Consider the following 13,719-nt stretch of genomic DNA (forward strand, 5'->3'; position numbering starts at 1 on the left):
CGTGGTGCGGGCGGGTCGTCAGCCGTCGGTCGAGGCCAGGTGGTCCACGGCGTAGCCGTAACCGCGCACCCCCGCACCGGCGATGACGGCCTCGGCCACGGGGGAGATGTAGGAGGTGTGCCGGAACGGCTCGCGGGAGTGCGGGTTCGACAGGTGGACCTCGACGACACGCGCCCCGGTGGCCTTGACGGCGTCCAGCAGCGCGACCGAGGTATGCGTGTAGGCGGCGGCGTTGAGGACCACCCCGACGACCTCCGGGTCGGCGCCGGCCTCCTGCAGCGCGGTGACCAGCTCGCCCTCGTGGTTCGTCTGCCGGCACGTCACCTCGAGCCCGTGGGCGGCGGCCCGCTCGGCGCACAGTGCCTCGAGGTCGGCGAGGGTGGCGGTGCCGTAGAGGTGCGGCTCGCGGGTGCCGAGCAGGTTGAGGTTGGGTCCGTTGAGGACGACGATGCGCCGCGCCATGGGGCCTACGCTCTCACACCACCGCGCCGCCACCGAGCAACTAGTCTGCCGTCATGGTCCCGGGAGAGCCCAGCAGCCCCGCCGGGCCCGCGAGCCGTCCTCAGGCGCCCGGACCGGCGCGCGGGGTCGTCGGCGTGGACGCGTGCCGGGCCGGCTGGGTCGGGGCGTTCCTGCCGCCGCAGGGCCGGGGCCCGGCGCGGGTGGTCGTGGCACCGACGGTAGCGCTCCTGCTGCAGCTCGGCGAGGACGTCGCGGTGGTCGGCGTGGACATCCCCATCGGGCTGCCGGACCGAACCCGGCGGCAGGCGGACGTGCGGACCCGCCGGTTGCTGGGAGGTGCCAAGGCCTCCTCGGTCTTCACCACCCCGACCCGGGCCGCGCTGGAGGAGGCCGACTACGCCGTGGCCAACCTCCGCAACCGGGAGCGCGCCGGGATGGGCCTGTCCCGGCAGGCGCACGCCCTGCGCGCCAGCGTCCTGGAGGTGGACGCCTGGGTCCGGGCCGGGCCCCCCTGCCCGGTCCACGAGGTGCATCCGGAGGCGAGCTTCGCCCTCATGACCGGGGCGACGCTCACGACGCGCAAGCGCACCCCCGAGGGTGCCCGCGAGCGGCGCGCCGCGCTCGCGTCGGTCGGCATCGAGGCCCCGGACGCCCCGCCGCGGGGCGCGGGCCTGGACGACCTCCTCGACGCCTGCGCCGCGGCCTGGAGCGCCCACCGGGTCCGCCACGGCCGGGCGCTCACCCTCCCCGAGGAGCCCGAGGTGTTCGCCGACGGCATCCCCGCGGCCATCCACGTCTGACCACCGCCCGACCAGAGACCGAGCACGACCCCTGCAGACCCACCGCCGGACCACCACCGAGGAGCCGAGATGAGCACCCACACCGTCCCCACCGCCGAGGCGAGCCGGCCCACGGCATACCGGATGCTCGTCGGCGGCGAGTGGGTCGAGGCCGCCGACGGACGGACCCTGGAGGTCATCACCCCGATCGACCGCCACCGGGTCATCGCGACCACGCCCCGGGCCGCAGCGGAGGACGTCGACCGCGCCGTGGCCGCGGCCCGGCGGGCGCAGCCGGGCTGGGCGGCACTGCCCTTCACCGAGCGGCAGCGCGCCCTGCTCCGGATCGCCGACGACCTGGAGGACGCGGTCGAGGACCTCGCCGCGCTGACCGCGCTGGACACCGGCAACGCGCTGCGCACCCAGGCGCGTCCCGAGGCGCTGCTGCTGGCCTCCGCCTTCCGCTACTTCGCCGGGCTCGCCGGCGAGCTCAAGGGGGTCACCCTGCCGAGCGGCACCGACGCCCTCTCGCTGACCCGTCGGGTGCCGGTCGGGGTCGTGGCCGGCATCCTGCCGTGGAACAGCCCGCTCATGATCGCCGCCTTCAAGCTGCCGGCGGCCCTGGTCAGCGGCAACGCGATGATCCTCAAGGCCGCCGAGGACGCCCCCACGACGATCCTGGAGCTGGCGCGCGTCTGCGAGCGGCACCTGCCCCCGGGGGTCCTGGGGGTGCTCACCGGCTACGGCCCGGAGGTCGGCCAGGCGCTCGTGGAGCACCGCGGGGTGGACAAGGTGTCCTTCACCGGGTCGACCGCGACCGGGTCCGGCGTGGCGGCCGCCGCGGGGGAGCGGCTGGCGCACGTCAGCCTCGAGCTGGGTGGCAAGAGCCCGTGCATCGTCTTCCCCGACTCCGACACCGACGAGGTGGTCGAGCAGGTGCTGCTGGCGACCCGCTTCGCCCGCCAGGGGCAGAGCTGCACCTCCGGGTCCCGGCTGTTCCTGCACGAGTCCGTCCACGACAGCTTCCTCGACCGGCTGGTGGACCGGGTCCGCGGGCTGCGGGTCGGCGACCCGCGGGAGGAGGCCACCGACATCGGGTGCATCATCAACCAGCGTCAGTGGGACCGGGTTCAGGGCTACGTCGACGACGCGCTGGCCACCGACGGCATCCGGGTGGCCTACGACGGGCGCGACGCGCTGACCGTCGGCGAGCCCGGGTTCTACCACGCCCCGATGATCCTCAGCCAGGTCGACAACGGGTGGCGGATCGCCCGGGAGGAGATCTTCGGCCCGGTCCTGTCGGTCATCCCCTGGCGGGACGAGGACGAGGTGGTGGCCATGGCCAACGACAGCCACTACGGGCTGGCCGCGTTCGTCTTCGCCCATGACCTCGGTATGGCGTTGCGCACCGCCCAGCGGGTCGAGTCCGGGTGGGTGCAGGTCAACCAGGGGGGCGGTCAGCAGGTGGGTCAGTCCTACGGCGGGATGAAGGCCAGCGGCCAGGGCCGGGAGTTCTCCCTGGAGGGCATGCTCGAGGGCTTCACCCAGATCCAGCAGATCAACGTGCGGCTCACCTGAGCCTCCCTCCCACGGGGCAGGTCACGGAGCCGTCTCGACCGCGAGCAGAACCTTGACAGCCGCTCCGCTGGCGTGCACAGTACGTGAGAGCGCTCTCACGACGCGGTGCGGAGCGCCCCACCAAAGGAGTTGGCATGCACAGCACGCGACGCAGGATGCTTCTCGCCACCACCGCCGCCGCCACCCTGGCGCTCGGCGCGTGCGGCGGGGGCAGCGACGAGAACGGCGGCGGCGACGGCGAGGCCGGCGACGGGGGCGGGGACATCACCCTCTCGGTCGCCACCTTCAACGAGTTCGGCTACGAGGACCTCCTCACCGAGTACGAGGAGCAGAACCCCGGGGTCACCGTCGAGCACATCAAGGCCGACACGGCCGACAACGCGCGGGCGGCCCTGCGCAACAGCCTCGGTGCCGACTCCGGCGCCGCGGACGTCGAGGCCATCGAGGTCGACTGGGTCACCGAGTTCCAGCAGTACCCCGACAAGTTCGTCGACCTGTCCTCGGAGGAGGTCGAGGGCCGGTGGCTGGACTGGAAGACGGAGGCCGTCACCCTCGAGGACGGGATGCTCCTCGGCTACGGCACCGACATCGGCCCCGAGGCGGTCTGCTACCGCGCCGACCTCTTCGAGCAGGCCGGGATGCCCACCGACCGCGAGGAGGTGGCCGAGCTGCTCGAGGGCGACTGGGACACCTACTTCGAGGTCGGCCAGCAGTTCGTCGACGAGACGGGCATCCCGTGGTACGACTCCGCGGGGGCGCTCTGGCAGGGGATGATCAACCAGGTCGAGCAGCCGTACGAGACCCCGGAGGGCGAGATCATCGCGCTCGACAACCCGGAGGTGCGCGAGCTCTACGACCAGGTCCTCGCCGCCTCGGTGGACGACGGCCTGTCCGCCGGCCTGGGCCAGTGGAGCGCCGACTGGGCCTCGGCCTTCCAGGGCGAGGAGTTCGCGACGATGCTCTGCCCGGCCTGGATGATGGGCGTCATCGAGGGCAACGCCGAGGGTGTCGAGGGCTGGGACGTCGCCAACGTCTTCCCCGGCGGTGGCGGCAACTGGGGCGGGTCCTACCTCACCGTCCCCGCCCAGGGCGACCACGTCGAGGAGGCCACGAAGCTCGCCGCCTGGCTCACGGCGCCGGAGCAGCAGATCAAGGCCTTCGAGGCCAAGGGCACCTTCCCCAGCCAGCAGGGGGCGCTGGACTCGGACACCCTGGCGGAGTCGAGCAACGCCTTCTTCAACGACGCGCCGACCGGGCAGATATTCGCCGAGCGCGCCGAGGCGGTGACCGTGACGCCGTTCAAGGGGCCGAGGTACTTCGAGATCAACACCGCCATGGCCGACGCCATCACCCGCGTCGACGTCGACAAGACGGACGACCCGGACAGCAGCTGGGACAAGTTCGCGGCTGCCGTCGAGGAGCTCCGCTGACATGACGGTCACCACTCCCACGCCGGCCCCGGCCCCGGCCCCGGCGCCGGCCCCCGTCGCCGACCGCCCGGGCCGGCGCGGGGGCGGCACCGGCCGGTGGGGGCGGTGGGACCACCGGGTCTCGCCCTACCTCTACATCGCCCCGTTCTTCCTCCTGTTCTTCGTCACCGGCCTCTTCCCGCTGGTCTACACCGGCTGGGTGGCGGTCCACGACTGGGACCAGATCATGGGCCAGGGCGAGTTCGTCGGGGCGGAGAACTTCGTCAGCGTCCTCACCAGCGACGACTTCTGGCGGGCCCTGGTCAACACGGTGAGCATCTTCGTGCTGTCCTCGGTCCCCCAGGTCCTCGCCGCCCTGGCCATCGCCGGCCTGCTCGACCACCATCTCCGGGCCGCGACCTTCTGGCGGATGGGCGTGCTGCTGCCCTACGTCGTCGCGCCGGTCGCGGTCGCGCTCATCTTCTCCAACCTCTTCGCCGACCGGTTCGGGCTCATCAACGCCCTGCTGGACACGGTGGGCATGGAGCCGGTCCGCTGGCACTCGGACCGGCTGGCCAGCCACGTCGCCATCGCGACCATGGTCAACTTCCGCTGGACCGGCTACAACGCCCTCATCCTGCTGGCGGCCATGCAGGCCATCCCGCGGGACCTCTACGAGGCGGCCGCGATCGACGGGGCCAGCAGCCTGCGCCGCTTCGTCTCGATCACCGTGCCGCTGCTGCGGCCGACGATGATCTTCGTCATCATCACGTCCACCATCGGGGGCCTGCAGATCTTCGACGAGCCGAAGATGTACGACCAGTTCGGCCGCGGCGGCGCCGACGGCCAGTGGCAGACCCTGACCCTCTACCTCTACGAGCTGGGATGGACCCGCGCCGACTTCGGTCGCGCCTCGGCCGTGGCGGTGCTGCTGTTCCTGCTCATCGTCGTGATCGGGGTCGTCAACTTCGTCATCAGCCGCCGGATCGCGAGCGAGGAGAGCCGATGAGCACCACCCCCGTCCCGGCACCACCCGACACCACGTCCCCGGGCCCGGCCGTCCGGTCCTCCGGTCGGCGTCGCCGCTCCGGCGACCGCCCCTCCTGGGTCGTGTACGGACTGCTCGCCGCCGTCGTGGCCGGGAGCATGTTCCCGCTGTGGTGGTCCTTCGTCATCGCCAGCCACGACTCGACGGTGCTCACCCGGACCCCCTTCCCGCTGCTGCCGGGAGGCAACTTCCTGCGCAACGCGGCCAGCGTCTTCGACACCGTCGAGTTCTGGCGGGCGACGGTCAACTCGATCATCGTCTCGACCACGGTGTCCGCCTCGGTCGTCTTCTTCTCGACCCTGGCGGGGTATGCCTTCGCCAAGCTGCGGTTCCGCGGCGCCGGGCCGCTGCTCGTCTTCGTCGTCGCCACCATGGCGGTCCCGACCCAGCTCGGTGTCGTGCCGCTCTACCAGGTGATGGCCGAGCTGGGCTGGACCGGTGAGCTCACCGCGGTCATCGTGCCCGGCCTGGTCACCGCGTTCGGCGTGTTCTGGATGACGCAGTACCTCCGCCAGGCCGTGCCGACCGAGCTCATCGAGGCGGCCCGGGTGGACGGCGCCAGCATGTTCCGCACCTTCTGGCACGTCGGCGTGCCGGCGGCCCGCCCGGCCGCGGCCATGCTGGGCCTGTTCACCTTCGTGGCGACCTGGACCAACTTCTTCTGGCCCTTCATCGTCCTGGGCCCCTCGAACCCGACCCTCCCGGTCGCGCTGCAGCAGCTGCAGGCCGCGCACTACGTGGACTACTCGCTGGTCCTCGCGGGAGCGGTGCTCGCTACGGTGCCCCTGCTCATCCTCTTCGTCCTCGCCGGGCGCCAGCTGGTCTCCGGCATCATGCAAGGAGCCGTCAAGCAATGACCACACCGATCACCTTCCCGTCCGGCTTCCTTCTCGGGTCGGCCACGGCCGCCTACCAGGTCGAGGGTGCCGCCCACGAGGACGGCCGGGGCGACTGCATCTGGGACACGTTCTCGGCGACGCCGGGCGCGGTGGTCCACGGGCACACCGGCGCGGTGGCGTGCGACCACTACCACCGGATGCCGCAGGACGTGGCCCTCATGCGGTCCCTCAACCTCGGCGCCTACCGCTTCTCGGTGTCCTGGGCGCGGGTCTGCCCGGACGGCCGCACGGTGAACGAGAAGGGGCTGGACTTCTACTCCCGGCTGGTCGACGAGCTGCTGGCCGCCGACATCGTCCCGTGGGTGACGCTCTACCACTGGGACCTGCCGCAGGCCCTCGAGGAGGCCGGCGGCTGGCCCGCGCGGGGCGTCGTCGACCGGTTCGTCGACTACGCGCTCGCCGTGCACGAGCGGCTGGGTGACCGGGTGCGCCAGCTGACCACCCTGAACGAGCCGTGGTGCTCGGCCTTCCTCGGGTATGCCGCGGGCGTGCACGCCCCGGGCCGGACCGACCCGCAGGACGGCCTCCGCGCCGCGCACCACCTGCTGCTCGCACACGGCCGTGCGGTGCAGGCGCTGCGCCAGCGGGACCCCGACCTGGAGCTCGGGCTGACGCTCAACTTCACCGAGATGCAACCGCAGGATCCCGCCTCGGCCGGTGACCGGGACGCCGCGCGCCGGCTCGACGGTCTGGCCAACCGCTTCTTCGTGGAGCCGCTGACCCGCGGCGCCTACCCCGAGGACGTGCTCGAGGACCTGGGCGAGCTCTGGCCGCAGGACCTGGTGCACGACGGCGACCTGGCCGACATCTCGACCCCGATCGACGTCCTCGGCGTCAACTTCTACACCGGGTCCATGGTCACCGGCCCGGACCCGGAGGCGGCGCCGGAGGCCGCCCGGCAGGCCCGCGCCTACGACGCGCCCTCGCCCAACGTGGGGTCCGAGCACGTGGTCGTGGTGCGCCGCGGCACCCCCGTCACCGACATGGGGTGGGAGATCCGGCCGCAGGCCCTGCGTGACCTGCTGCTGTGGTTGCAGCGTGACCACACCGGCCCGGCCGGCACCCGGCTCTACGTGACCGAGAACGGCGCCGCGATGCCGGACGACCCGGACGGGACCGGGTTCGTCGACGACCAGGACCGCGTCGCCTACCTGGACGGCCACCTGCGCGCCGTCCACGAGGCCATCGAGGGCGGCGCCGACGTCCGGGGCTACTTCGTGTGGTCGCTCATGGACAACTACGAGTGGGCCTACGGCTACACCAGGCGCTTCGGGATCGTCCGGGTGGACTACGACACCCAGGAGCGCACGCCGAAGGCCAGTGCCCGCTGGTTCGCCGACGTGGCAGGATCTGGGGCCATCGGCTAGCCAGGGAGGAACCCATGCCAGCAGCGGCGTCAGCGCGAGGACCACGCCGGTGAGCACCCGTCGGGCGCCCACCCTGGAGGACGTCGCGGCGCGGGCCGGGGTGTCCCGGGCCACGGTGTCGCGGGTGGTGAACGCCGACCCCCGGGTGCGGGCCACCGCCCGGGAGGCGGTGTCCCGGGCGGTGACCGAGCTCGGCTACCGGCCCAACCGGGCGGCCCGGGCCCTGGTGAAGAGGGCGCCGGACTCGGTGGCGGTCGTCGTCCCGGAGACCGACCAGCGGGTGTTCTCCGACCCGGTCATCATGGAGATGCTGCGCGGCATCAGCGAGGGGTTGGAGGAGACCCCGCTGCAGATGGTGCTCGTGCTCGGGCGGGCCGGCCGGGACACCGACCGCCTCGAGCGGTGGCTGCGGGGCGGCCACACCGACGGCGCGATCGTCCTGAGCGCGCACCTCGACGACGGGGTGACCTCGGCGCTGAGCGAGATCGGTCTGCCGACGGTCATGATCGGTCGGCCACCCGGGCCGGAGCAGGGGCTGCCCTTCGTCGACCTTGACAACGTCGACGGGGGCCGGCAGGCCACCGACCGGCTGGTCGCCCGTGGCTGCCGCCGGATCGGCACGGTCGCGGGCCCCGTGGACATGGCGGCGAGCCGGGACCGGCTGGCGGGATGGCGGGAGTCGCTGGGCGCCGCGGGGCTGGCCGACGACGCGGTCGAGCACGGCGACTTCTCCTCCGAGGGGGGCCGCCTGGCCATGCGCCGGCTCCTGGCGGCGCACCGCGACCTGGACGGCGTCTTCGTCGCCTCCGACCTCATGGCGGCCGCGGCCGTCAGCGAGCTGCAGGCGGCCGGTCGTGCGGTGCCGGGTGACGTGGCCGTGGTCGGCTACGACGACTCCCCGGCCGCGCAGCTCACCGTGCCCCGGCTCACCACCGTCGCCAACCCGGGGGACCGGATGGCGCGGGAGGCCACCGTCATGCTGCGCGAGCTGCTGGCGGGCCGTCCGGTGTCCTCCCGGGTCCTGCCGACGCACCTCGTGGAGGGCGGCACCGCCTAGCGCCGGCCCGGGGCCGGCCCGAGGCCCCGGGGCTAGGACCCGGCCGGCTCGGCCGGCCCGGCCAGGGCCTGGGCGCGGACCTCGGCGAGCAGGGTGCCGGCGGCCAGCATCGAGGGGCCGTACCAGGTCAGCAGCCGCCCGCTCACCAGCCGGGTCGGGGTCCGGGCGAAGGCCTCGGGGCCGTCCTCGTCGGTGAAGACGTAGGGCTCGTCGGGGAGCAGCACCAGGTCGGCCCCGCTGCCGTCCAGGTCGGCCACGTCGACCCCCGGGTAGCGGTCCTCGGAGCGCCCGTAGACGTTGTCCACCCCGCCGCGCGCGAGCAGGTCGTCGGTGAAGGTGCGCCCGCCCACCACCATCCACGGGTCGCGCCAGATCGGGACGGCCACCCTCGGTCGTGGGCCCGCCGTGCCGCCACCCCGTGCCGACGGCGGCGCGGGCGCCCACCGCTCCTCGACCTCGGCCAGCCATCCCGGCACGCCCCAGCCGAGCACGTCGTCGAGCAGGGTGCGCAGCACCCGCAGCGCGTCCTCGACCGACTCCACGACGCCCACCCAGACGGGCACGCCCTCGGCGCGCAGCCGTCGGACGTCCAGCTCCCGGTTCTCCTCCTGCACGCACACCACCAGCTCGGGGCGCAGCGCGGCGACCGCCCGCCGGTCGGGGTTCTTGGTGCCGCGCACGCGCGGCACGTCGAGGTCCGGTGGGTGGGTGCACCACTCGGTAGCGCCGACCAGGGCCGACCGGCGGGTGGCCGCCAGGGCCTCGGTGAGCGAGGGCACCAGCGACACGACCCGCCCGACCGGACCGTCCGGCAGCTCGGCGACGCCGCCCAGGGCGTCGCGGACGCTCCTCACGACCGTCCCAGCGTCGTCCCGTCCTCGACCTCCCCGCCCTCGGGGCCGAGGTGGGCCACCCCGTTCACCCGGACCCCGGCGCCGAAACGCCAGTCGCCCTCCACCTCCAGGCGCTCGGCGTCCACCAGCGAGGGGACGCCGTGCGGGAAGCGCTCGTCGAAGTCGCCGATCATGCCGTAGTAGGTCTTCGCCAGGTCGACGACCGGCGCCGGGTCGACGGTCCGGCCGAGCCGGAAGGACGTGCCGTCCACGGCATACGCGTCCGAGCGCAGCAGCGCGAGCTCGTTGGTCGTCTTGACCGGGACGAAGCGGTCCCGGGTGACCGCGATGGAGGCGGCGTCGTCGAAGAGCTCGACCGCGCTGCCCATCGCCGACTCGATCTGGATGACGGGGGTGGAGCCCTGGTCGGTCGGGTCGACCGTCTTGGCGTTGCGGATGAGCGGCAGCTCCATGACCCCGTCGCGCTCGGTCAGCATGTCGCGCAGCCGGGCGAGGTCGAACCACAGGTTGTTGGTGTTGACGTAGGGGTGCTTGTCGCCGTCCATGAAGTGGACCATCTCGTCCTCGGCGGTCTGCGCGGTGTCGCGCAGCACGAGCCGGCCGTCGGCGCGGCGGCGGACGAGGTGCCCGCCCTTCTTGTCCATCTCGGTGCGGCGGCACACCTCGGCGGCGAAGCCCGCGCCGCTGGCCGCGAACCACGCCGCGACCCGACCGTCGGCGACCGCCCCGAGGTTGTCGACGTTGGAGACGAAGGCGTACCGGAAGCCGCCGTCGAGCAGCTGGTCCAGCAGGCCGCTGGCCAGCAGCGAGGGGTAGAGGTCTCCGTGCCCGGGAGGGCACCACTCGAGCCGCGGGTCGGTCTCCCAGGTGACCGGGGTGAGGTCGTCGGCGCGCAGCTTGGGCTCCTGGCTCTGCACGAAGTCGAGGGGTATGCCGTCCGCGGCCAGGTCGGGGTAGCGCTCCAGCACCTCCAGGGACGCCTCGCGGGTGGAGAAGCTGTTCATGAGCACGAGGGGGAGTCGGACGCCGAAGCGCTCACGCAGGGCGAGGACCTGCCGGACGGTGATGTCGAGGAACGTGAGCCCGTCGCGCACCGGCAGCAGCGACTTGGGCCCGGCGAGGCCCATGGAGGTCCCCAGGCCCCCGTTCAGGGTGATGACCGCGGTGGCGGCGAGGGCCTCGCGGGCCTCGTCCTCGCCCACCTCGACCTCCTCGAGGTGCGCCGCCGGCATCGCCGGCTCGACGTCCGCCTCCGCGATGAGGCCGGTCTCGCCGGCCGCGAGGTGGTCGTAGTGCCGGGCGAAGGTGTCGCGGGCGGGCTGGCTCACGCCGGCCTCCGCCATCCGGTCCAGGGCCTGCTGACGTCCAGGTGCGCTCGCGCTCATGGGACCAACCTACCGACGGTGCTCCTCCCGGGCGGCCCGACCCGACCCGACGGGGAAGAAGACCGGGGTGCGCGCCTTCCAGGCCTCGTAGTCGTCGCGGCCGCCCCACCGCTCGTCGGCGCGTCGCTCCAGGGCGGGCACCCCGCTGCCGAGGCGCAGCAGCAGGTAGACGAGCACGGGGGAGAGGAGCGTGACGTGCTGCCAGCCGACGAGCGGTCCCGCCGCGACCAGGGCCACCCCGGTCCACACCAGGACCTCTCCGACGTAGTTCGGGTGGCGCGACCACGACCACAGACCGCCCCGGACGAACTCGCCCTCGTGGCGCGGGTCGGCCCGGAAGGCCGCCTTCTGGGCGTCCGCGAGGGCCTCGACGGCGAGGCCGACCACCCAGACCACCACCCCGGCACACGCCAGGACACCCAGCGGGGCACGGTCGCCGGAGGTGATCGCCGCCAGTGCTGCACCGGCCGTGAAGGTCACCCACAGCGCCTGCACCGTCCACGCCATGAGGAAGCCGGACCAGCTCTCCTTGAGCTCGTCGAAGCGGCCGTCCGTGCCGGCCCGGGTGATCCGCCGGAACAGGAAGGCCCCCAGCCGCGCGGCCCACACCAGCACCATGCCGGCGAGCACCCAGGTGCGCGCGTCCCGCTCGTCGGTGAGGACCAGCGCGAGCACCGTCACCAGCCCGAAGGTGAGCGACCCGGTGAGGTCGAAGAAGCGCTCGGTCCGGCGCAGGAAGGACGGGACGTAGACCGCCCAGTTCAGGGCGTAGGCCGCCACGACGAGGGCCAGGACGAGGGGGAGCCCGCCCGGGAGCCGCTGCCCGCCGTCCGCGGCGGCGAGGGCGAGCAGCAGCCCGGCGCCGGTGGCCAGGACGGCCAGCCACACCTGTCTCACGGTGACCCAGGCCGGGGCCGGCGCGGGCCGCCTCCCGCGCCGGGCTGGTGGCCGGGCAACCCTCAGCCCTTGACGCCCCCGGCCAGCAGGCCGCGCACGAAGTACCGCTGCAGCAGGAGGAAGACCGTCACCGGCACGACCATGGCCACGAAGGCGCCCGCCGAGAGCAGGTGCCACGCCGTGCCCCGCGTGCCCGTGAGGTCGGCCAGCCGGACGGTGAGGGGGGCGACCTCCTGGGCGGAGCCGAAGACCAGACCGACCAGGAGGTCGTTCCAGACCCAGAGGAACTGGAAGATGCCGAAGGCGGCGATGGCCGGGACGAGGAGCGGCAGCAGCACCTGGAAGAAGATCTTGACGTGGCCGGCCCCGTCGACCCGTGCCGCCTCGATGAGGGACCGGGGGATGTCCATCATGAAGTTGTGCAGCAGGAAGATGGCCAGGGGCAGGGCAAAGATCGTGTGCGACAGCCAGATCGGCCAGAAGGACCCGACGATGCCCCAGTTGTTGTACTGCGTCAGCAGCGGGATCATGGTGATCTGGATCGGGACGATCTGCAGCGCGAAGACCGCCACGAACAGCATGTTGCGCCCGGGGAAGTCCAGCCAGGCGAAGGCGTACGCGGCCAGCAGGGCCAGCGTGATGGGGATGATCACGGCGGGCAGGGTGATGACGATCGTGTTGACGAAGACGTCGATGAAGTTCGTCGAGCCTCCGTAGAGGACGGCGTCGTAGTTGGCCCAGGTGACGGCCGGGTCGCGGAAGAAGGTCCACCAGCCGGAGGTCCGGATGTCGATCTCGGGCCGGAACGAGGTCACGAACAGACCGAGGGTCGGGACCGACCAGAGGATCGCGATGACGATCGCGATGACGCTGGCCCACGGCGAGGACAGCCGCGTCTTGGCGTCCACCGCCCGCTGCTCGGCCTTGGTGAGCTTGCGCGGTCCGCTGCTCTTCGTCGGTGCCGGTCCGGGGACGTCCGGGACGGTGGTCGCCTGGCTCATCGCTGCTCCTCTGCAAGCTTCATCTGGCGGACGTTGTAGACGACGATCGGGATGACCATGATGAACAGCAGCACGGCCAGGGTGGCGCCGATCCCGCCCTCGCCCCGCACGAAGCTGCGGGTGTAGAACTCGTTGGCCACGATCGAGGTGTCGAAGTTGCCCCCGGTCATGGTGAAGACGATGTCGAAGACCTTCAGGGTGGCCATGGCGATGGTGGTGATGACCACGACCACGGCCGGCCGGATGGAGGGGACGGTGACCGAGCGGAACATCTGCCAGTTCGTCACCCCGTCCAGCTTGGCGGCCTCGATGATGTCGTCCGGGATGGCCTTGATGGAGGCGGACAGGATCGTCATCGCGAAGCCGGACTGGATCCAGACCATGACCGCGATGAGGAAGAAGGTGTTCCAGGGCCAGGTCAGCAGGAACTGCTGGCTGTCGAAGCCGAGCCAGACGAGCAGCTGGTTGGCCAGGCCCGTCTGGGGGCGGTCGGTGGGCTTGAAGTCGTAGACGAACTTCCAGATGATGCTCGCCCCGACCATCGAGATGGCCATGGGGAGGAACACCAGCGTCTTGGCGAGCTTCTCGAAACGGGTCCGGTCCACGAGGACGGCGTAGACCAGGCCCACGGCGGTGGAGACCAGCGGGACGAGGATGACCCAGAGCACGGTGTTCAGCAGGACCAGGCGCAGGGCCGAGTTGCCGAAGACGTCACCGTAGTTGGCGAGGGCGACCCACTCCTGGCCGTTGTCGCTGCGGAACGAGTTGATGATGGTGCGGATGGCCGGGTAGACGAGGCCGAAGACGACCAGCACGGCGGCGGGCCCGAGGAAGGCCAGCACGGTGATCCACTGCGGCATCCGCGGCCGGTCGGTGAGGAACAGGACGATGGCCATGACTGCCACGAAGAGCAGGATGGCGATGCCCATGACGATGAACTTCTCGACCGGCGTGCCGGTGTTGAGCAGGAACTCCATGGCGTA

General features: G+C 72.4%; 13 protein-coding genes. 7 read left to right on the forward strand and 6 right to left on the reverse strand.

Going from position 1 to position 13,719, the window contains the following annotated elements; genetic code table 11:
- Positions 1-18: 18 nt before the first annotated feature.
- Positions 19-462, reverse strand: coding sequence for a type II 3-dehydroquinate dehydratase (locus tag EUS26_RS09160; RefSeq protein ID WP_130013374.1), 444 nt, complete (start codon positions 460-462; stop codon positions 19-21).
- Positions 463-515: 53 nt separating this feature from the next.
- Here EUS26_RS09160 and EUS26_RS09165 point away from each other — a divergent pair, with 53 nt between their 5' ends.
- The 7 genes from EUS26_RS09165 to EUS26_RS09195 all read left to right on the forward strand — a co-directional run bounded on the left by EUS26_RS09165 (position 516) and on the right by EUS26_RS09195 (position 8,599).
- The gene (locus tag EUS26_RS09165) at positions 516-1,262 is read left to right on the forward strand and encodes a DUF429 domain-containing protein (RefSeq protein WP_130013376.1); all 747 of its coding nucleotides are present in this window, start codon (positions 516-518) and stop codon (positions 1,260-1,262) included.
- 69 nt (positions 1,263-1,331) lie between these two features.
- Positions 1,332-2,819 (forward strand): aldehyde dehydrogenase family protein, encoded by a 1,488-nt coding sequence (locus tag EUS26_RS09170; protein WP_130013378.1) that lies wholly within the window; start codon positions 1,332-1,334, stop codon positions 2,817-2,819.
- 134 nt (positions 2,820-2,953) lie between these two features.
- Positions 2,954-4,249, forward strand: coding sequence for an ABC transporter substrate-binding protein (locus EUS26_RS09175; RefSeq protein ID WP_130013380.1), 1,296 nt, complete (start codon positions 2,954-2,956; stop codon positions 4,247-4,249).
- 1 nt (position 4,250) lies between these two features.
- Positions 4,251-5,237 (forward strand): carbohydrate ABC transporter permease, encoded by a 987-nt coding sequence (locus EUS26_RS09180; protein WP_130013382.1) that lies wholly within the window; start codon positions 4,251-4,253, stop codon positions 5,235-5,237.
- The gene (locus EUS26_RS09185; RefSeq protein WP_130013384.1) at positions 5,234-6,133 is read left to right on the forward strand and encodes a carbohydrate ABC transporter permease; all 900 of its coding nucleotides are present in this window, start codon (positions 5,234-5,236) and stop codon (positions 6,131-6,133) included. Before EUS26_RS09180 ends, EUS26_RS09185 begins: the two co-directional genes overlap by 4 nt.
- Positions 6,130-7,542: a GH1 family beta-glucosidase gene (locus tag EUS26_RS09190; protein WP_130013386.1), complete on the forward strand. Its 1,413-nt coding sequence runs from the start codon at positions 6,130-6,132 to the stop codon at positions 7,540-7,542. Before EUS26_RS09185 ends, EUS26_RS09190 begins: the two co-directional genes overlap by 4 nt.
- Positions 7,543-7,591: 49 nt before the next feature.
- On the forward strand, positions 7,592-8,599 hold the full coding sequence (locus tag EUS26_RS09195; protein ID WP_130013388.1) for a LacI family DNA-binding transcriptional regulator: 1,008 nt from the start codon (positions 7,592-7,594) through the stop codon (positions 8,597-8,599).
- 32 nt (positions 8,600-8,631) lie between these two features.
- Here the strand turns inward: EUS26_RS09195 and EUS26_RS09200 are convergent, their stop codons facing one another.
- The 5 genes from EUS26_RS09200 to EUS26_RS09220 form a co-directional block, all read right to left on the reverse strand.
- Entirely contained in the window at positions 8,632-9,453 is an 822-nt protein-coding gene (locus EUS26_RS09200) for a helical backbone metal receptor (protein WP_130013389.1), read from the reverse strand.
- Positions 9,450-10,838, reverse strand: a complete 1,389-nt coding sequence (locus EUS26_RS09205) for a UTP--glucose-1-phosphate uridylyltransferase (protein ID WP_238148885.1) — start codon at positions 10,836-10,838, stop codon at positions 9,450-9,452. Before EUS26_RS09205 ends, EUS26_RS09200 begins: the two co-directional genes overlap by 4 nt.
- 9 nt (positions 10,839-10,847) lie before the next feature.
- Positions 10,848-11,726 (reverse strand): DUF1295 domain-containing protein, encoded by an 879-nt coding sequence (locus EUS26_RS09210; RefSeq protein WP_337590212.1) that lies wholly within the window; start codon positions 11,724-11,726, stop codon positions 10,848-10,850.
- A 71-nt stretch (positions 11,727-11,797) separates the two neighbouring features.
- Positions 11,798-12,736, reverse strand: coding sequence for a carbohydrate ABC transporter permease (locus EUS26_RS09215; RefSeq protein ID WP_130013393.1), 939 nt, complete (start codon positions 12,734-12,736; stop codon positions 11,798-11,800).
- Entirely contained in the window at positions 12,733-13,713 is a 981-nt protein-coding gene (locus tag EUS26_RS09220) for a carbohydrate ABC transporter permease (RefSeq protein WP_130013395.1), read from the reverse strand. Before EUS26_RS09220 ends, EUS26_RS09215 begins: the two co-directional genes overlap by 4 nt.
- Positions 13,714-13,719: the final 6 nt, after the last annotated feature.

It is taken from the genome of Serinicoccus sediminis (genome assembly GCF_004153545.1).
Taxonomy (GTDB): domain Bacteria; phylum Actinomycetota; class Actinomycetes; order Actinomycetales; family Dermatophilaceae; genus Ornithinicoccus; species Ornithinicoccus sediminis_A.